This window comes from Burkholderia sp. F1 (assembly GCF_050813845.1).
In the GTDB taxonomy this organism is placed as follows: Bacteria; Pseudomonadota; Gammaproteobacteria; order Burkholderiales; family Burkholderiaceae; genus Burkholderia; species Burkholderia ubonensis.
The window spans coordinates 458,733-477,140 of the sequence record NZ_CP172422.1 but is presented as its reverse complement, the minus strand read 5'-3'; the positions used below and the strand labels follow the sequence as shown (position 1 = coordinate 477,140).

The following is an 18,408-nucleotide window of genomic DNA, read 5'->3' as shown; positions in this document are numbered from 1 at the left end:
CGCCGCAGGCGCACACGTGACAACCAACGGCCTGCCGGGTCCGCGCGTCGGCGTTCGACGCCGCCGGACCGGCGGCGCCGCACAGGGATTTTGCTGGTGACGGACATCAATCAAGCCGCCTCGTGCGGCGCCCGCAACGAACGGACTGCCGTCGGCATCTCGCTGTTCGCGCGAGACGGCCAGGCGATCTGGGAAAACGGCATCCACCAGAACATCGCGTACCTCGCGATGATGCTGAAGCGCTCGGACCGCGTCGGCCCCGTCTACTTCCTGAACGGCGGCGACGCGCGCGCGCTGCCCGCCGGGCTCGACCTCGACGGCCTCGACGTGCCGCTCGTGCAGCCGAACGACGTCACGCACGAACTCGACGTCGTGATCGAGATGGGCGCGCAGTTGCCGGTCGAATGGCTCAAGCACATGAAGGCGCTCGGCAAGAAGCGCATCGCGTGCTTCGTCGGCCATACCTACAGCGGCCTCGCCGAAACGCCGATCTTCGAGAAGCCGTCCGGGCACATCTTCAACGGCGCGCCGTTCGACGAAGTGTGGGTGCTCGCGAAATCGCAAACGATCGACGTGCCGCTGCTGCGCACGCTCACGCGCGCGCCGGTCTACACGATCCCGCACATCTGGTCGCCGTACTTCCTCGACCGGCGCATCGCCGCGCTCGCGAGCGAAGGCGCGACGTTCGGCTACCAGCCGGGCCGCGCGGCCTGGCGGCTCGCGACGCTCGAGCCGAACATCTCGGTCGTGAAGACCTGCCATTACCCGATGCTCGCGTGCGAGGAGCTCTATCGCGCGCGGCCGGAAGCGGTCGAGCACCTGTTCGTCGTCAATTCGATGCACCTGAAGGAGCACCCGACCTTCCTGCACTTCGCGAACAGCCTCGACCTCGTCCGCGAGCACAAGGCGACCTTCGAGCCGCGCATCGACCTGCCCGGCTTCATGGCGCGCCATGCGGACGCGGTCGTGTCCCATCACTGGGAAAACCCGCAGAACTATCTGTACTACGACGTGCTGTACGGCGGCTATCCGCTGATCCACAACTCGACGCTGCTCGGCGACGCCGGCTACTACTACCCGGACTTCGATTCCGAGGCGGGCGGCCGTGCGCTGCTCGACGCGTGGCAGCATCACGACGCGCGGCTCGACGACTACCGCGCGAAGGCCGACCGGCTGCTGAAGTCGGTCTCGATCGACAACCCCGCGAACCTCGACGCGTTCGTCGCGCGTCTGGTCGCCTGAACCGGAGCAACCGCATGTCGGACACCAATGCCCGTCAAGCGCCCGGCGAGGGCAAGCGTCTCGTCGTCGGCGTATCGCTGTTCGTCCGCGGCGCCGGCCAGTCGCTGTGGGAAAACGGCATCTTCCAGAACTGCCTGCTGCTGATCCTGCTGCTGCGGCAGTCGCCGCTCGTCGCGGAAGCGGTGATGGTGAACGGCGGCGAGCAGGTCGCCGATCCGCAGATGATGCTCGGCGAATGGAACGTGCCGCTCTTGTCGACGGACGAAGCGCTGCAGCGCTGCGACGTGCTGATCGAGATGAGCGCGCAGTTCAACGCGGACTACCTTCGCGCATTCCGCGACCGCGGCGGCAAGGTCGTGACGATGCGGGTCGGCAACGACTACGTGATCGACATCGAGCGCGCGATGTTCAACAAGCCGTCGGGCTTCCTGTTCTCCGGCGCGCCGTACGACAGCGTGTGGACGATCCCCGAATTCGAGCGTTCGTGCCTGCACTATTATCAGACGGGCCTGCGCGCGCCGGTGACGATCGTCCCGCACATCTGGCATCCGATGCTGTTCGACAAGGCGCGCGCGACGCTCGGGCCCGGCCTGTCGTTCGGCTACCAGCCCGGCAAACCGCGCTGGCGCGTGACGATGTTCGAGCCGAACATCTGCATGGTGAAGACGAGCATCATCCCGATGCTCGTGACCGAGGAAGCGTATCGCGCGAAGCCGGATTTCCTGGAGATCGTGCACGTGTGCAACACGCTGCACCTGAAGGACCACACGACGTTCGTCCACTTCGCGAAGCGCCTCGACATCGTCGAGCACGGCATCACGACGTTCGAGAGCCGCTACGCGGTGTACGAGTTCATGGCGGCATTCGGCGACGCGGTGGTGTCGCACACGTGGGAAAACGCGCAGAACTACCTGTACTACGAACTGCTGTACGGCGACTATCCGCTGATCCACAACTCGCCGTTCCTCGGCGACGCCGGGTATTTCTATCCGGACTTCGACTGCCAGGCCGGCGGCCGCGCGCTGCTGAAGGCGTTCGCGGAGCACGACGCGAACCTGGACGCGTACCGCGAGCGGTCGAAGCGCGTGCTCGATTCGGTCAGCATCTACAACCCGGACAACGTCGCCGCGTATACCGACGCGCTCGCGGCGCTCTATCGCGACGCCTGACGCGCCGCCGACGGAGAACCGACATGACGATCAACGTCGCGATAACGATCAACGTGCAGCGCGACGCGGCGCAATCGATCTGGTACAACGGCGCGAACCAGCACTGCGTGTACCTGTACATGCTGATGAAGCAGTCGCCGCTCGTCGGCGACGTCTGGCTCGCGCACGACGACGGCATCGCGGACTATCCGGAAGCGCTGATGATGAGCGAATTCCGCGACGCGCTGCGCCCGCTGTCGGCGATCGTCCACCAGACCGACCTGCTGATCGAGATGAACGCGTTCATTCATCCGAGCCATGCGGACGCGGTCCGGCAGCGCGGCGGCAAGTGCGTGTCGTACCGTTTCGGGAACGACTACGTGATCGCGGTCGAAACGATCAACTTCGGGAAGAACGACTGGCGGCCCAACCCGCATCGCGTGCAGTTCGACGAGATCTGGACCAACCCGCAGCATGCGCACACCTGCGCGGCCTATTTCCAGGCGGTCTACCGCGCGCCCGTGTTCGTGCTGCCGCACATCTGGTCGCCGTACTTCATCGAGCGCGGCCTCGACGCCGATCCCGAGCTGAAGGCGCGTTTCGGCTACCGGAACCACGGCCCGGCCAAGCGCATCGCGTTCTTCGAGCCGAACCTCAACGTCGTCAAGAGCGCGGTCGTGCCGATGCTCGCGGCGAACGCGTGCTACGTCGCCCATCCGGAGCTGGTCGAGCACGTCTACATGACCAACACGTTCGACAAGAAGGAAAACGTCGCCTTCAAGCATCTCGCGCTCGGACTCGAGATGGTGCGCGACGGCAAGGCGACGGCGGACGTGCGCGCGCCGTTCGTCGCGTGGGCCGCGCATCACACCGACATCGTCGTGTCGCACCACTGGGAAAACGGCCTGAACTACCTGCTCTACGACGCGCTGTACGGCAACTACCCGCTGGTCCACAACTCGCCGTTCCTGCGCGACGTCGGCTACTACTACGCGGACTTCGACGTCTTCGACGCGGCGCGGGCGATCGCCACCGCCGCGCAGACCCACGATGCGCGGCTCGACGAGTACGCGCGGGCGGCCCGGCAGTATCTGGCCGGCGTCGATGCGCTCGCGGAGCGCAACGTCCGCGCGCATTCGGAGCGGATCCTGCAGTTGTTCGGCGACCGCGCGATCGGCTGACGCGGGAACGCGGGACGCGCTACCCGCGAACGAGATGCCCGCACGCGTCCATGAACGCCTGCCCCTGCTTGCGCCCCGCGCGCATCAGCAACGCGAAGATGCGCCGCGACGCGCGGCCGTACCGGGCGCCGCCGTTCACCTGTTGCTCGAGACTGCCGGCTATGCCGTGCGCAATGGCCGATTCGCGCCCGTACACGCTCGTCAGAATCCCCGCGCAGTAATAGCGGGCTGCCAGTTCGCGGCTGGCCGGGTCCGGAAGGCGCGCCGCCGCGATGCGGCGCGCGACCGCCTCCAGGCCGTCGAAGTAGCGGATCAGGTCGACCTGCCGGTCGGCCGATCCGGCGCCCAGGCGAACGAGAATGGCCGCCACCTCCCGGATCGCCGCCGGCTCGCGACTCATCGCCATCCTGCTGTGTGCTTCCACGACCGCCCCACCTCTCAAGACTACGTCAGACCACCCGGCTTCATGGCGCCGAACGGGTCTCGTCACGTGGCATCCGAACGCCGGGAAAAATGATCGCCCTGCGCCCATCGGACGCCGGCGTCGATCGCCATCTGCCGGTCCAGCTCGGTCTCCACGCCTTCCACGACGACGTGCCCGGCGTTCTCGTGCGTCAGCGCCACCAGCCGGCGCACCTGATACCGGCCGACCGCGTTGTCCCGGATCATCGCCAGCATCGAGCGGTCGAGCTTCACGATGTCCGGACGGCCGACCACGAGATGGTTCTGCGCGCTGAAGCCCGCGCCGAAATCGTCGATCGCGATCCGGCATCCGGTCTGCCGCACCCGCTGGACGAATGAACGGCCGGATACCGGGTCCAGCGGCGCGGTTTCCGTGATCTCGAGCACGAGCCGCTGCGCGACCGCCGGCTCGACGTGAAGCCGATCGAAGATCGTCTGCCACTGCGCGTCTTCCGTCGCGCTCGACGCCGACACGTTGCAGCCGTAGACGGCTTTCGCATCGGCGCGCAGGCTGTCGATCGTCCGGCTCACCACGAGCTGGTCGAACCAGCGCATCAGCCCCATCGACACGAGACGCGGCAGGAACGCAACGGGCCGCAGCAGATCGCGCTCGCCGCTTACGAGGCGCGCGAGGCATTCGCGGTAGAGCACGCCGCCCGACAGGTCGGTCCTGCAGACGGGCTCGCGCGCAAACGCGAGCCGGCGCTCGATGAAGCGGCATACCGCGACGGGGTCCGGATGTGCGGCGGTCGGATCGAACAGCTGGCCGGCGTCGTCATGATTCATTTGCATCTGCGCCTCAAGGCAAGCGTCGACCGCATTCATTCCGGCGCTCCGGAAAGCGTCGAGCCGCGCGAACCGGCCCATTCCTCACAATAAACGCCGGAGAACGAAAAAAAAACCCTCCCGCACCTTGCCAACGAAAATCGACCGAATCGCAAATCCGGCCTTCGTTGAAACAACCGGAAGCCATTCTAGATTCAAGCAAAATCGAATACTGTTAACGATATTGAAATTACATGAATGAAAGCATGGATACCTTATTATTCCGCCTGTCGGACCGCGCTTTATTCATATGAAAATAAGAATGAAAATCACGCGCGCCGCCCGGCTGTCCAGGCGCGACCCCGCTCGATCGCCAGGCCCGGACCATCAACCATTCGTTCATTATGATTTTCAATGAAGGCTGATTTTACGGATTATCAACTATCACACACCGGCAATTATAAATGACTGTCTTTAACAGTCTTACAAGATAGTTAACATTAAAATCAATTCCGACGGACCAACCCCGGATCCGTCATCTTTGTGCCTTGCAAACCGCCGAAGCCCCCGCCTTCGGTGGTTTTTTTTCGTCTCCCGCGACGCTGCTACGCCGCCGTCGCGCCGATCAACTGTGCGAGCAGCGCGTCGTACTCGGCGACGAGCGCCGGGTTCGCGGACGTATAGCGCCGCAGGATCTCGCGCTGGCGCAACGCATACCCTTCCCAGTCGTCGTCGTGCGTGCGCAGCGCGCGCAGCAGCGCGTCAGCGCCCTGCCGCACGTCGTTGTCCGGATAGTAGTAGCCGAGATCGGGCGCGAGGCTCGCGTTGTGCACGAGCGGATAGCCCTGCCAGCACACGTCGAAGTAGAAGTAGTTGAGCGGGTTCTCCCACTGATGCGACACGACGATGTCGGTCAGCTCGGACAGGAACACCGGCGTGTCGAAGCGGCCGACGAAGCTTGCCTTGCCGGCCCGCACGACCTCCAGATGGTTCATCAGCATCACGAACTCCTGGCTCTCGCGCGCGAGACGGTCCGCGTTCGTCACGTGCGTGAACGCGATCGCGTCCGGCTCGCGGCGAAACGCCTCGTCGATGATCAGCAGCGGATATACGCAGAACTTCACGACGTTGTGGTTCGGCTCCATCACCGTGAGCCGCTTCGCGGGCGTGCCGCTCGGCCGGTATTCGCCGTGCCCGGGCAGCGTGCTGGCGCGCTCGGCCAGGAACATCGGATCCCAGACGAACGGCACGACGCGCCCCGGGCAGCGGCGCAGCGACTGCAGGAACGGCAGCGACGACGGCGCGATCTGCGGGATCGCCCACACCTCGTCGAAGCCGCGGTTGATGAAGAGGGAATCCCACAGCCGGCGGCCGAACAGCATCGACTCCATCGCGTTGATGTACTCGACGCCGCAGCAATAGCTGACGATCTTCGCGCCGCGCGCCTTCAGGTATGCGGTCTGCGCGGCGTCGATCTGCCCGCCGAGCTCGATCAGCACGTCGAGCGTATCCTTCGCGTCCGCGAACGCGCGCGTGTCGTACGCCGCGCGATCCCACGGCAGCGCATCGGTCAGCGGCACGTCGGTGGTGTTGACGAGCGTCACGCGGTAGCCGCGCGGCGACGCCATCAACAGCTTCGCGAGAAACAGCGCGTTCTGCTTGATGCCGTTGATCCACAGGCTTTCGTCGGGGGCGCGCAGGCCAATCGTGATGCCGATGCGCAGGCCGTTCAGGTCAACAGGTGACGTCATCGTCAGCGAAGAGGAATGATGGGTTGTCGCAGTGTAGCGCGCGCTGCGCCGCTCGCGTCAAGCGGCCCGCGCGCCGCGACAGTCTAGCGGATCGCGGGCCGCCAGACTGTCACTTATCGTTAGCGAGCGCGCCATCCCGCCCCCTCGTCGCAATGCCTTGGCGTTGGAATAAGCGGGCGTGCGCCAACGTTTACCGATTGGGCAACCACGCCCCGAGCGGGCCGCTGTCACAGCCAGTTCGGCGGCGTGAATTTGCGCAAGCACACCGATGTGCTGGGTGACGCCGATGACGCGACGTCGAAAACGTCGGGAGATTCATGCGGCCCTACATCATGGACAACCTGCTTCGTTTCGGGGCGTTGCTCGCCTGCGTCGGCCTTGCTGCGCCGGCGCTCGCGCAACCATATGACGAGTCACCCGTGCTGGCCGACGGCACGAATTGCCGTGCCGTGGTCGGGCAGGCGGAGATCGACGGGACAATGCAGCAGATCGTCGGACGCGCGTGCCTGCAAAGCGACGGCACCTGGCAGATCGTGCAAAGCCCGGATGGCAGCGTGCTGTGGTATCCGGTCGCGGCCTACCCCTATCCCGACCCCTGGTGGTGGGGCCCCCCGTTATTCATCGGCGCGGGCGCAAGCCTGGTCTTTGTCGACCGGTTTCATCGGTTTCATCACTTTCACCACTTCAATCATTTCCATCCGATCAATCACGGCCATTTCGGCGCGCCGATCGGAGCGGGCTTTCATCACGGCACGTTCCCCGGCGGCGGCATGCATGGCGGCTTCGGTGGTGTGAGGGGATTCGACGGCATGCATGGATCCGGCGGCATGCACGGGTTCGGCGGAATGCGCCGGCATTAGGCCAGCTTTCCGTCCGGTTACCGCCAGGCGACGACGAGATCGGCTCTGCGCCGCCTGGCCCATCCATCGAAATACCGAATCCCTGGACGATCAGGCATCCCGACTACGCTGTCTTCTCCACGCTCATGCTCGTCATGAAGCGTCCTCGCTCATCACGAGGAGCTGCGCGCCATCGGCGACCTGGTCGCCGACGCCGTACAGCACTTCGGCGACCACGCCCGCGCTCGGCGCGCCGATCGTGTGCTCCATCTTCATCGCTTCCATCACGATCAGCGGCGTGCCCGCTTCGACTGCCTGGCCGGCCTCGACCAGCACCGCGATGACCTTGCCCGGCATCGGCGCGGTCAGGCGGCCGCCGCCATGCTCGGCATCGCCCGCGTGCGCGAGCAGGTTCCGCCATTCGAACGCTTCGGCCGCGCCCTGCGTGAACACGTGGAACGTGTCGCCGTCCGCATACACGCGGCCGCTGCTGCGCACGCCGTCGAGCGTCACGTCGAAGTCGAGCAGGCTCGCGCCGCGCGTCCATGAGAACGGTTGCGCCGGCGCATCGCCGATCGTGAGCCGCTTGCCGGCCGCGTCGTCGTCGACCGTGACGGTCACGCGCGTGTCGCGCTCGATCGCATGCCATTCGATCGTGCGGCGAAAGCCCGCGTTCAACCGCCAGTTCGACAGCGCCGCCCACGGCGAGCCGCCGTCCGTCAGCGCGTCGCGCTCGCGCGCGCGCAATGCCGCGCAGGCAAGCGCCAGCGCCGCGCGCGGCGGCTGTTGCGGCGCAAACAGCGCGTCGTGACTGCGCTCGATCAGGCCCGTATCGAGATCGGCTTCGGCAAACGGCCGGCACGCGACGATCCGCTGCAGGAACGCCGCGTTCGTGTAGAGTCCGACGACCTCGCATTCGCGCAACGCGCGCGCCATCCGCCCGAGCGCTTCCGCGCGGTCCGCGCCGTGGACGATCAGCTTCGCGATCATCGGGTCGTAGAACGGCGTGATCGCATCGCCTTCGCGCACGCCGCTGTCGATGCGCACCGGCGCGCCGATGTCGAACTCGACGCCGTCCGGCAGACGCAGATGCTTCAGCGTGCCGGTCGACGGCAGGAAGCCGCGCGCCGGGTTCTCCGCATACAGGCGCGCCTCGATCGCGTGACCCTGCACGTGAAGCTGGTCCTGCCGCAGCGGCAGCGGCTCGCCGGCGGCGACGCGCAACTGCCATTCGACGAGGTCGAGGCCCGTCACCATCTCGGTGACCGGATGCTCGACCTGCAGGCGCGTGTTCATCTCCATGAAGTAGAACGCGTCGCCCGTCATGATGAATTCGACCGTGCCCGCGCCGACATAGCCGACCGCGCGCGCGGCCGCGACCGCCGCCTCGCCCATCGCGCGGCGCACTTCATCCGGCAGGCCCGGCGCCGGCGCTTCCTCGAGCACCTTCTGGTGACGGCGCTGCACCGAGCAGTCGCGGTCGAACAGGTAGACGGTGTTGCCGTGCTTGTCGCCGAACACCTGCACTTCGACGTGACGCGGGCGCTGCAGATATTTCTCGATCAGCACGCGGTCGTTGCCGAAGCTGCTCGCCGCCTCGCGCTGGCACGACGCGAGCGCCGCCGGGAAATCGCCGGAGCGCTCGACGACGCGCATCCCCTTGCCGCCGCCGCCCGCGCTCGCCTTCAGCAGCACCGGGTAGCCGATCGCATCGGCCTCGCGATGCAGCAGCGCCGCGTCCTGCTCGTCGCCGTGATAGCCGGGCACGAGCGGCACCGCGGCCGCATGCATCAGCGCCTTCGCGGCGGCCTTCGAACCCATCGCGGCGATCGCGTCGACCGGCGGCCCGATGAACACGATGCCGGCCTTCTCGCACGCATGCGCGAAGTCCTCGTTCTCGGACAGGAACCCGTAGCCGGGATGGATCGCCTGCGCGCCGGTCGCGCGCGCGGCTTCGATGATGCGCTCGATGCGCAGGTAGCTGTCGGCAACCGCCGCGCCGCCGATATGCACGGCCTCGTCGCACGCGGCGACGTGCTTCGCATGCGCGTCCGCGTCGGAATAGACGGCGACGCTCGCGATGCCGAGACGTCGGCACGTCGCGGCGACCCGGCAGGCGATTTCGCCGCGGTTGGCGATCAGAATCTTGTCGAACATGGCTTCGATGTCGTCCGGTAAGGGATGGGGTTCGCGCTTCGCGCTGCCGTCACGCCCGCCATGACGGCGTGCGCTTCTCCAGGAACGCGGCGATGCCCTCGCGCGCTTCCGCGCCCGCGCGGGTCCGCGCAATCCATTCGGCGGTCTGCTCGATCAGCGCCGCGTCGAGCGGACGGCCCGCGACGTCGGCCACGAGCCGCTTGCATGCGCACACCGCATCGGGCCCGTTCGCGACCAGCGTCGCCGCGAGCTTTTCGACCGTCTCGTCGAGCGCATCGACCGGCACCGCTTCGTGCACGAAGCCGAGCGCCGCCGCGCGCGCGCTGTCGAACACTTCCGCCGTCGTGAAATAGCGCCGCGCCGCGCGCTCGCCCATCGCGCGCACCACATACGGCGCGATCGTCGCCGGGATCAGCCCGAGCCGCGCTTCGGACAGGCAGAACTTCGCGCCGTCCGCCGCGATCGCGATGTCGGCGGCGGCAACGAGGCCGACGCCGCCCGCATACGCATCGCCATGCACGCGCGCGATCACCGGCTTGCCGCAGCGGTGGATCGCCTCGAGCATCCGCGCGAGCTTGCGCGCGTCGGCGCGGTTCTCGTCGTCCGAGTAGCCGGCCATCTTCTTCATCCAGTTCAGGTCCGCGCCCGCGCAGAACGCGGGGCCTTCCGCCGCGAGCACCACCGCGCGCACGCCGGCGTGCGCGTCGAGCCATTCGAACGCGGTCGTCAGCTCGGCGATCATCGTCTCGTTGAACGCGTTGCGCACGTCGGGGCGCGCCAGCGTGACGGTGGCGACGCGGTTTGCTTCGGCCACCTTGATGGTTTCGTATCGCATCGTCGCTCCTTGCTCGTTACATCCGGAACACGCCGAAACGCGTGTCGTCGATCGGCGCGTTCATCGACGCTGCCAGCCCGAGGCCGAGCACGTCGCGCGTCTGCGCGGGGTCGATCACGCCGTCGTCCCACAGCCGCGCGCTCGCGTAGTACGGATGCCCCTGGCGCTCGTACTGGTCGCGAATCGGCTGCTTGAACGCCTCTTCGTCATCGGTGGACCACGAACCGCCCTTCGCCTCGATGCCGTCGCGGCGCACGGTCGCGAGCACCGACGCGGCCTGCTCGCCGCCCATCACCGAGATCCGCGCGTTCGGCCACATCCACAGGAAACGCGGGCCGAACGCGCGACCGCACATCCCGTAATTGCCCGCGCCGAACGAGCCGCCGATGATCACCGTGAACTTCGGCACCTTCGCGTTCGACACGGCCGTCACCATCTTCGCGCCGTGGCGCGCGATGCCTTCGTTCTCGTACTTGCGGCCGACCATGAAGCCCGTGATGTTCTGCAGGAACACGAGCGGGATCTTGCGCTGGCAGCACAGCTCGATGAAATGCGCGCCCTTCACCGCCGATTCGGAAAACAGGATGCCGTTGTTCGCGACGATCCCGACCGGATGGCCCCAGATGTGCGCGAAGCCCGTGACGAGCGTCGTGCCGTAGCGCGCCTTGAACTCGTCGAATTCGGAATCGTCGACGACGCGCGCGATCACCTCGCGCACGTCGAACGGCTTGCGCGTGTCGACAGGGATCACGCCGTACAGGCTCTGCGCGTCGTAGCGCGGCGGCCTCGGCTCGCGCAGCGTCACCGGCGACGCGAGCTTCGGCGCGAGGTGGTCGACGATGTTGCGCGCGATCGACAGCGCATGCGTGTCGTTCTGCGCGAGATGGTCGGCCACGCCCGACAGGCGCGTGTGCACGTCGCCGCCGCCGAGATCCTCGGCGCTCACTTCCTCGCCGGTGGCCGCCTTCACGAGCGGCGGGCCGCCGAGGAAAATCGTCCCCTGGTTCTTCACGATGATCGACTCGTCGCTCATCGCCGGCACGTATGCGCCGCCCGCGGTGCACGAGCCCATCACGACCGCGATCTGCGCGATGCCCGCCGCCGACATCGTCGCCTGGTTGTAGAAGATGCGGCCGAAGTGGTCGCGGTCGGGGAACACGTCGTCCTGGTTCGGCAGGTTCGCGCCGCCCGAATCGACGAGATACACGCACGGCAGGCGGTTTTCCGCGGCGATCTCCTGCGCGCGCACGTGCTTCTTCACCGTGACCGGGTAGTAGGTGCCGCCCTTGACCGTCGCGTCGTTGCAGACGATCACGCACTCGCGGCCCGCGATCCGGCCGATGCCGGTGATGATCCCCGCGCCCGGCGCGTCGTCGTTGTACATGCCGTTCGCGGCGAGCTGCGACAGCTCGAGGAACGGCGTGCCCGGATCGAGCAGCTGCGCGATGCGGTCGCGCGGCAGCAGCTTGCCGCGCGACAGGTGCTTGTCGCGCGCGGCCGGGCCGCCGCCCTGCGCGAGCTGTTCGATCTTCGCGCGCAGGGCGGCGACGACCGCCTCGAGCGCCGCGGCATTCGCGCGGAATTCCTCCGAGCGCGGGTTCAGCTTGGATTCGATGATCGGCATCGACGGGGCTCCGTTCGCGTGGCGTGGGCTTGACGTGGGCGTTACAGCGTTTCAGCGAACAGCTCGCGGCCGATCAGCATCCGGCGGATCTCGCTCGTGCCGGCGCCGATTTCGTAGAGCTTCGCATCGCGCCACAGGCGGCCGACCGGGTATTCGTTGATGTAGCCGTTGCCGCCGAGGATCTGGATCGCCTCGCCCGCCATCCACGTCGCCTTCTCGGCCGTGTAGAGGATCACGCCCGCGCAGTCCTTGCGCACCTGGCGAATGTGGTCGCTGCCGGCCGAGTCGAGATGGCGGCCGACCGCGTACAGGTACGCGCGGCACGCCTGGAACGTCGTGTACATGTCGGCGACCTTGCCCTGGATCAGCTGGAATTCGCCGATCGCCTGGCCGAACTGCTTGCGGTCGTGGATGTACGGCACGACCGCGTCGAGACACGCGGCCATGATGCCCGTCGGGCCGCCCGACAGCACCGCGCGCTCGTAGTCGAGGCCGCTCATCAGCACCTTCACGCCGCCGTTGAGCTGGCCGAGGATGTTCTCTTCCGGCACCTCGACGTCCTCGAACACGAGCTCGCCCGTGTGCGAGCCGCGCATCCCGAGCTTGTCGAGCTTCTGCGCGACCGAGAAGCCCTTCATCCCCTTCTCGACGATGAACGCGGTGATGCCGCGCGGGCCGGCTTCGATGTCGGTCTTCGCGTAGACGACGAGCGTGTCGCAGTCGGGGCCGTTGGTGATCCACATCTTCGTGCCGTTCAGCACGTAGCGGTCGCCGCGCTTGTCCGCGCGCAGCTTCATGCTGACGACGTCGGAGCCGGCGTTCGGCTCGCTCATCGCGAGCGCGCCGATGTGCTCGCCGGACACGAGCTTCGGCAGGTATTTCCGTTTCTGCGCTTCGGTGCCGTTGCGGTGGATCTGGTTCACGCACAGGTTCGAGTGCGCGCCGTACGACAGGCCGATCGACGCGGACGCGCGCGAGATCTCCTCCATCGCGACCATGTGCGCGGTATAGCCCATGTTCGCGCCGCCGTATTCTTCCGAGACGGTCATCCCGAGCACGCCCAGGTCGCCGAACTTCTTCCACAGATCCATCGGGAACTGGTCGGTGCGATCGACTTCCGCCGCGCGCGGCGCGATTTCCTTCGCCGCGAAGTTCGCGACGGCGTCGCGCAGCATCTCGATGTCTTCACCGAGCATGAATTGCACGCCGGGCAAGTTGATCATGTCTCCTCCGTCTCCAGAAAGTGCGTTGCGCGCACCGATTTCTGAGTTTTGCTCAAAACCGGATGTTGCGCCGATTCGTTAGCCAATACTGCGGAAATTTTGCGTAGTTTCGCGCTTCGCGGGGGACGTCGTCAATAGTTTTTTGAGTGACACTCAGATATCATGGCCGGATGACAGCCGTGTATCCGACATCATGACCGACACCGTCAAGGCCGAACGTGCCGACGCGCCCCGCGCGCCCGCCGGCCGAAAATCGCAGCAGCGCGTGCAGGACATCCTGCGCGCCGGACGTGACGTGTTCGCCGAAAAGGGCTACGAGCACGCGACCGCCGCCGAGATCGCGCAGCGCGTCGGCGTGTCCGAGGCGACCGTGTTCAGCTACTTCCGCGGCAAGCGCGAGCTGTGCGCGCGGGTGATCGCCGACTGGTATGACGAAATCATCGCGGCGTTCGAGCTGGGGATGCCGCAGGATGCCCCGGTGCAGCAGCAGTTCGCGTTCATCGTGCGCACCCACCTGCGGCTGATGCTCGTGAACGGCACCGGGCTGTGCGCGCTCGTGCTGTCGGAGGGGCGCGCGAAGCAGCATGCGCTGAGCGACGAGCTGACCGCGCTGCAGCGGCGCTACACGGCGCCGCTGATGGACGTGCTCGCGCGCGGGCAGGCGGCCGGCCAGGTGCGCACCGACATGCCGCTGAGCCTGCTGCGCTCGATGGTGTTCGGGCCGATGGAGCACGTGCTGTGGGACGCGATTCTCGGGCACCGGAAGCTCGATACGGAAACGACGGCCGCGCACCTGGTCGACATGCTGTGGGCGGCCGTGCAGCCGCCGGCGCCGGAACAGGCGGCGCTCGTGCGGTTCAGGAACGAGGTGGCGGAGGCGGTGCGGAGGCTGGAGGAGAACGGCAAGCGCGCGTGAGCGCGCCCCTTCATTCGGCCAGCCGGCAGTGCGTGAGCTTCAGCGTGCTTTCAATTTCATGCCTGTCAGTGGCGAATCGGTCAGACGGTGGGGCCTCCCCCGGAAACAACGAGCGTCGCACCGCAGCTCGTGCTGCTGCCGTGGCGGGCGATTCGGCGCCCGCTCACTGCCGCCAAACCGCCGTCGGTGATGACCCCTTGCCCGTGTAACGGACACGATACCGTATCTCCGACGCACGCGACCGGACGACCGTCGACAACGACGCCCGCGTTAGCCGACGTCACCACCCCGCCATGCGTGGTCTCCGTACCGATGGTTGCAACTGGTGCTGGCATTCAGGTATTCCTCAACACAACGGTCCCTTTCTTGCAAGGCATCGACAAATCGCCACCGGCAATCTGCCTTCTATTTTCTGTCGGGCTTTCCAAAATAATTTGCCAACAGCGAACACACGCATAGATAACCGACCGCGCATACGAAAAACAGCCAACCTCCCCCAAGGTATCTTTTCACGGGTTCATAGAAAAATGCCAGGGGCGCAAAAAAAACGATATATAACCAAGTCTTGCTTACTCTTCGCATTTTCTCTCCTCGCCAAGCACGCATTTCCCTCCTTGTTTGACACCCTGCCACGCCCCCTGAACCGCCAGCTCCTTGCCGATAGCGGACTTCTTCGCACTCACTCTCGCCTGCAACTTGGCGGTACGATTTGCAGTCCTGCCGGTCTGCCTGGAAAGCACTTTCAACGCCTTGGAGGATTTGTAGATATTTTTCGCCGTGCCAAACAGACCAGGCGCGACCGTTCCGACCGCCGCCGACACGCCAACGTCGGCCCAGTCGATTTTCACACAGTCCAGATTGATGTCGGTGAGAGGACGCCCTTCGTCCCAGTTCTCCTTCACTTGTCCCAAGACCTGTTTTCCACTCTGCATTCCCAGTTCGATTGCCCCGCCAAGCAATGCTCTCGCCCCCAGTCCGGCCAGAACAATCAACGGAATGAACAACCCCTTCGGATCATATGCCTGATTAGGGACATTCAATGCGTAGGCATACTTGTTGTACCCTCCCAGGAATCCGATCGGATCCTGGTTGACATAGCGCCCCGTCTCCGGGTCGTAGTATCTGAAGCGGTTGTAATGCAGGCCCGACTCCGCATCGTAGTACTGGCCGGGGAAACGAATCGGGTTGTCCACCGAACTCGCGAACTCCCGTCGCATGCGCCCGTAAGCACTCAAGTCGGCCGCCCACACGATCTCCTTGCGATCGTCGTATAGCTCCTGCGGCGTACCGAGATGGTCGGTCACGTAATGCCAGGTACGACCTTCCGCAAATCTCGACAACGGCCCCGAATGATCCGGGTGCCGCACGTACGTTACAACCTTGTCCTCGCGTTTTGTGCTCCCTGCGCAAATCTCCTGCAACATCCAGTCTCCGTCCCACACGAAGAGCGTCGTTTGACTCGACCCGTCCGACTGCTTTCGGTGCTTCGCCACCCGCCGCCCCAGCGCGTCATACTCGTATTCCGTCCTTTCTCCGTCGGCATGCTCGACGGCAGCCAACTGATGGTTACCGTCGTATCGATAGCGCGTCACCTCCGGGGAGACCACGGACGCGTCCACTCCTGTTCTGTCCGGCTCGCCTCGTAGCGCTCGCAGCGCCTGCATCAGGCTTGCCGATCTACGTGGGCTACTCGACCCTTCGCGCGGCCCGGGCGCAACGGCGGGCAGCATCGTTCTGGACATTCTGTTGCCGTGACCGTCATAGGTGTATTCCGCACGACGCTCCGGAAATGCCGACGACCAGAATTCATTCAGACGGTCTCCCTTGGCATGCCCCGGTGAGATCGACGACGTGCCCGGCTCACCCAGCAGATTTCCCGCGCGGTCGTAATGGAAGATCTCCGCATCGCTCGGCGACATCACGCTCTTCAGATGCAGCAACGCGTCGTATTGGTAGGCTTTCCTCCCGCGCAACGTATCATCCAGGCTTGTCAACTGACCCGCAGGGTCATATTGCCAGGTCCGCCATGGACGCGAATGTTCCTGCGGCAGCGGCAAATCGCCCGGGCCCTGCCACCGGTGAGCCGCAAGCAAGCCGTTGTCCCCATACGCGAAATCATGCGACGCCGCGCCTTGCGTGCGCCGAATTTCCCGGTGCAACGCATCGCGCTCGAAACTGGCCAACGGCTGTTGATTCAGCAGGACGCCATGGACGTGACCCGAGCCATAGCGCTGCCAGACAAGCGCGCCTGCGTCCGGCACGTACGTCGACACCCGATTGCCGATCGCATCGACGTCATGCTTGAGTCGCCATACCCGGCCGTGATGCGACTGTATTTCGGCCGTGCAGCGACCGGCCGCGTCGTATTCATACGTCACCTGGATCGGCGAGCATCCCGACGCAACGGCTTGCGCTTGCGTGAGCTGTCCGCGCACGTCATAGCGATAGCGCGCATGACTGCCATCGCTCGATTTCTGTTCGATCGGGCGGCCGATACCGTCATGGATGATACTTGTCGTGATCTGCCCGTCCTGGCCGTAGTCCGTCCGTTCGACAAGATCGCCCGCCGCGTTGTATTTGCAGTTCTGCCGACGACCATCGAATCCGACTTGCTCGATCAGTCGCGACCTGCTGTCGTAAAGGAAGGTAGCGACGTCGCCATTCGCATTGGTCAACTTCGTCAGCCGACCGGATTCGTCGTATTCGAACCGCCGTTCCCCATTGGCCGGATCGACAATCTTCACACACTGGTCGTATGCATCCCACTCGGTGCGCGTCACGCGTTCCAGCGGATCGACCTGGGCGACCATACGCCCGGCCGTATCGTAGCGAGCTTTCCAGGAGCCCATACCGGCGGGCTGTACGCCCGCGATCCGCGCAGCCTCGCTATGGGTCAGTCGGGTCACATTCCCGAGCGCGTCGGTAATCCCTGTCAGCTGACCGAATCGATCGTACGTGTAGCCGGTTGTGTTCCCCGAGCAATCAGTATGCGACGCGAGCTGACCGACAGGGTCCCACTGCAGCTTCGTTACGTTGCCGAGCGCATCCGTGCGAGTCACCGGCAAGCCGTTCTCATAGGTATATGCCGTCACGTTGCCGAGCGGATCGGTCTCACTCAGGAGATGCCCCGACGCATCGTAGGCGCGTAGCCATATCTGACCTGCCGGATCGATGATCTGCTCGGGTTGATTCAACGCGCCATAGACGAGTCGCGTCAATTGCCCCGCGGGATCGACAATCGTAGTCGGATTACCGCGCGCATCGTTGACGATTCGCGTTTTTCTCCCCAACGCATCCGTATAACCGGCAAGACTTCCCGTCTCATCGAAGTGAGTCTCTTCAACGCTGCCATCCGGATGAACGATTCGGTCAACTGCCCATAGGCCGTTATAGTGGTATTCGGTTGTGTGGCCCAATCCGTCCGTCATGCGCGTCGTACGCAATGACGGTGAATACGAGAAGCGCACGTCGCGCGTCACTTGCTGGCGGCCGTTCGAGTCCTCCGTATAGGCGTAAGTTCTCGAACATCTGGACTGTGGCGTGTCACTGTCCCACTCTGAAACATGCACCGCCCCCGACGGCGTGCGATACATCGTCAGCAGATGGTGCTCGTAGGCATAACGCCACGTGAGATCCGAGCGATCGGTCGCTTCCACCATATCCCCGTGCTCGTTGTACACGTAAGCGGCCAAGCGACGTTCCGTGCTGCCCGAGTCCTGCACGCTCACCACCGCAACGATGCGTCCCGCGTCATCCAGATTGCAGCGCACCGCATGCTGGTCGTTGCGGACCTCGCAAAGCCAACCTTGCGGTGTGTATCCCAGTTTCAGGCTCTGGCCGTCGCGCGTGGCAATGCGATGCAACTGCCATCGATCTTCGAGAATCGGGTGCCGCGCATAATGTTCTTCGTAGCCGTCGGTGAATCGCACTACGTAGACGGCCCCGGCACCGTCATCCTCGAGCTGGGACAAGACGATTTTCTCGATTGGATGAAAGTGCTCGTCACCGGCCGCAAGAACGGGAAACTGCAACTGGCGCCCATCGGCATCAAAGTAGATCAACCCCGTTGCCATCGAGCGCACCTCGGTCGCATACGGCAATTTCCAGGCGACCCCGAGACTACCCGTTCGCTGATCGGCGCTGCGGTAGCTTCGCGTCCAGTTGATTGGCAGACGCCCCGGCAGCATGAAATCCTGATGGGCCAGCACTTTTTGCCCGGTCGCCACGTCAACCGGATTCGCACTGGTCGTTTTCTGCGCGCACTC

Annotated in this window: 14 protein-coding genes; 5 read left to right on the top strand and 9 right to left on the bottom strand. The window is 65.3% G+C overall.

Going from position 1 to position 18,408, the window contains the following annotated elements:
* Positions 1-96 precede the first annotated feature (96 nt).
* The 3 genes from ACFIMZ_RS21180 to ACFIMZ_RS21170 are packed head-to-tail and all read left to right on the top strand — an operon-like array spanning position 97 to position 3,571.
* A complete protein-coding gene (locus tag ACFIMZ_RS21180) occupies positions 97-1,242 on the top strand; it encodes a DUF2827 domain-containing protein (protein ID WP_431824283.1) in 1,146 nt (381 codons plus the stop codon).
* A gap of 14 nt (positions 1,243-1,256) precedes the next feature.
* Entirely contained in the window at positions 1,257-2,411 is a 1,155-nt protein-coding gene (locus ACFIMZ_RS21175) for a DUF2827 domain-containing protein (RefSeq protein WP_431824282.1), read from the top strand.
* A 23-nt stretch (positions 2,412-2,434) separates the two neighbouring features.
* Positions 2,435-3,571: a DUF2827 family protein gene (locus ACFIMZ_RS21170; RefSeq protein WP_431824281.1), complete on the top strand. Its 1,137-nt coding sequence runs from the start codon at positions 2,435-2,437 to the stop codon at positions 3,569-3,571.
* A 19-nt stretch (positions 3,572-3,590) separates the two neighbouring features.
* On the opposite strand, the gene ACFIMZ_RS21165 is transcribed toward ACFIMZ_RS21170, so the two are convergent.
* The 3 genes from ACFIMZ_RS21165 to ACFIMZ_RS21155 all read right to left on the bottom strand — a co-directional run bounded on the left by ACFIMZ_RS21165 (position 3,591) and on the right by ACFIMZ_RS21155 (position 6,549).
* Entirely contained in the window at positions 3,591-3,971 is a 381-nt protein-coding gene (locus tag ACFIMZ_RS21165; RefSeq protein ID WP_431824280.1) for a hypothetical protein, read from the bottom strand.
* Between the two features lie 86 nt (positions 3,972-4,057).
* Positions 4,058-4,858 carry an EAL domain-containing protein gene (locus ACFIMZ_RS21160; RefSeq protein ID WP_431824279.1) on the bottom strand — a complete coding sequence of 267 codons (801 nt, stop codon included), beginning with the start codon at positions 4,856-4,858 and terminating at the stop codon, positions 4,058-4,060.
* Positions 4,859-5,403: 545 nt separating this feature from the next.
* Entirely contained in the window at positions 5,404-6,549 is a 1,146-nt protein-coding gene (locus tag ACFIMZ_RS21155) for a DUF2827 domain-containing protein (protein ID WP_431824278.1), read from the bottom strand.
* Positions 6,550-6,881: 332 nt separating this feature from the next.
* Between ACFIMZ_RS21155 and ACFIMZ_RS21150 the strand changes: the two genes are divergently transcribed.
* Positions 6,882-7,409 (top strand): hypothetical protein, encoded by a 528-nt coding sequence (locus ACFIMZ_RS21150; protein ID WP_431825326.1) that lies wholly within the window; start codon positions 6,882-6,884, stop codon positions 7,407-7,409.
* 132 nt (positions 7,410-7,541) lie between these two features.
* On the opposite strand, the gene ACFIMZ_RS21145 is transcribed toward ACFIMZ_RS21150, so the two are convergent.
* From ACFIMZ_RS21145 to ACFIMZ_RS21130, 4 genes are read right to left on the bottom strand one after another with little or no spacing between them, the layout of a single operon-like run.
* Positions 7,542-9,545 carry an acetyl/propionyl/methylcrotonyl-CoA carboxylase subunit alpha gene (locus tag ACFIMZ_RS21145; protein ID WP_431824277.1) on the bottom strand — a complete coding sequence of 668 codons (2,004 nt, stop codon included), beginning with the start codon at positions 9,543-9,545 and terminating at the stop codon, positions 7,542-7,544.
* 49 nt (positions 9,546-9,594) lie between these two features.
* On the bottom strand, positions 9,595-10,380 hold the full coding sequence (locus tag ACFIMZ_RS21140; protein WP_431824276.1) for an enoyl-CoA hydratase/isomerase family protein: 786 nt from the start codon (positions 10,378-10,380) through the stop codon (positions 9,595-9,597).
* A 16-nt stretch (positions 10,381-10,396) separates the two neighbouring features.
* Complete coding sequence (locus ACFIMZ_RS21135) at positions 10,397-12,004, bottom strand: carboxyl transferase domain-containing protein (RefSeq protein WP_431824275.1); 1,608 nt, start codon at positions 12,002-12,004, stop codon at positions 10,397-10,399.
* A gap of 41 nt (positions 12,005-12,045) precedes the next feature.
* Complete coding sequence (locus tag ACFIMZ_RS21130; RefSeq protein WP_010096812.1) at positions 12,046-13,227, bottom strand: isovaleryl-CoA dehydrogenase; 1,182 nt, start codon at positions 13,225-13,227, stop codon at positions 12,046-12,048.
* A gap of 193 nt (positions 13,228-13,420) precedes the next feature.
* On the opposite strand from ACFIMZ_RS21130, the gene ACFIMZ_RS21125 reads away from it, so the two are divergent.
* On the top strand, positions 13,421-14,143 hold the full coding sequence (locus ACFIMZ_RS21125) for a TetR/AcrR family transcriptional regulator (RefSeq protein ID WP_431824274.1): 723 nt from the start codon (positions 13,421-13,423) through the stop codon (positions 14,141-14,143).
* An 80-nt stretch (positions 14,144-14,223) separates the two neighbouring features.
* On the opposite strand, the gene ACFIMZ_RS21120 is transcribed toward ACFIMZ_RS21125, so the two are convergent.
* A complete protein-coding gene (locus ACFIMZ_RS21120) occupies positions 14,224-14,478 on the bottom strand; it encodes a PAAR domain-containing protein (protein WP_431824273.1) in 255 nt (84 codons plus the stop codon).
* 234 nt (positions 14,479-14,712) lie between these two features.
* A complete protein-coding gene (locus ACFIMZ_RS21115) occupies positions 14,713-18,330 on the bottom strand; it encodes an RHS repeat-associated core domain-containing protein (RefSeq protein WP_431825325.1) in 3,618 nt (1,205 codons plus the stop codon).
* Positions 18,331-18,408 lie beyond the last annotated feature (78 nt).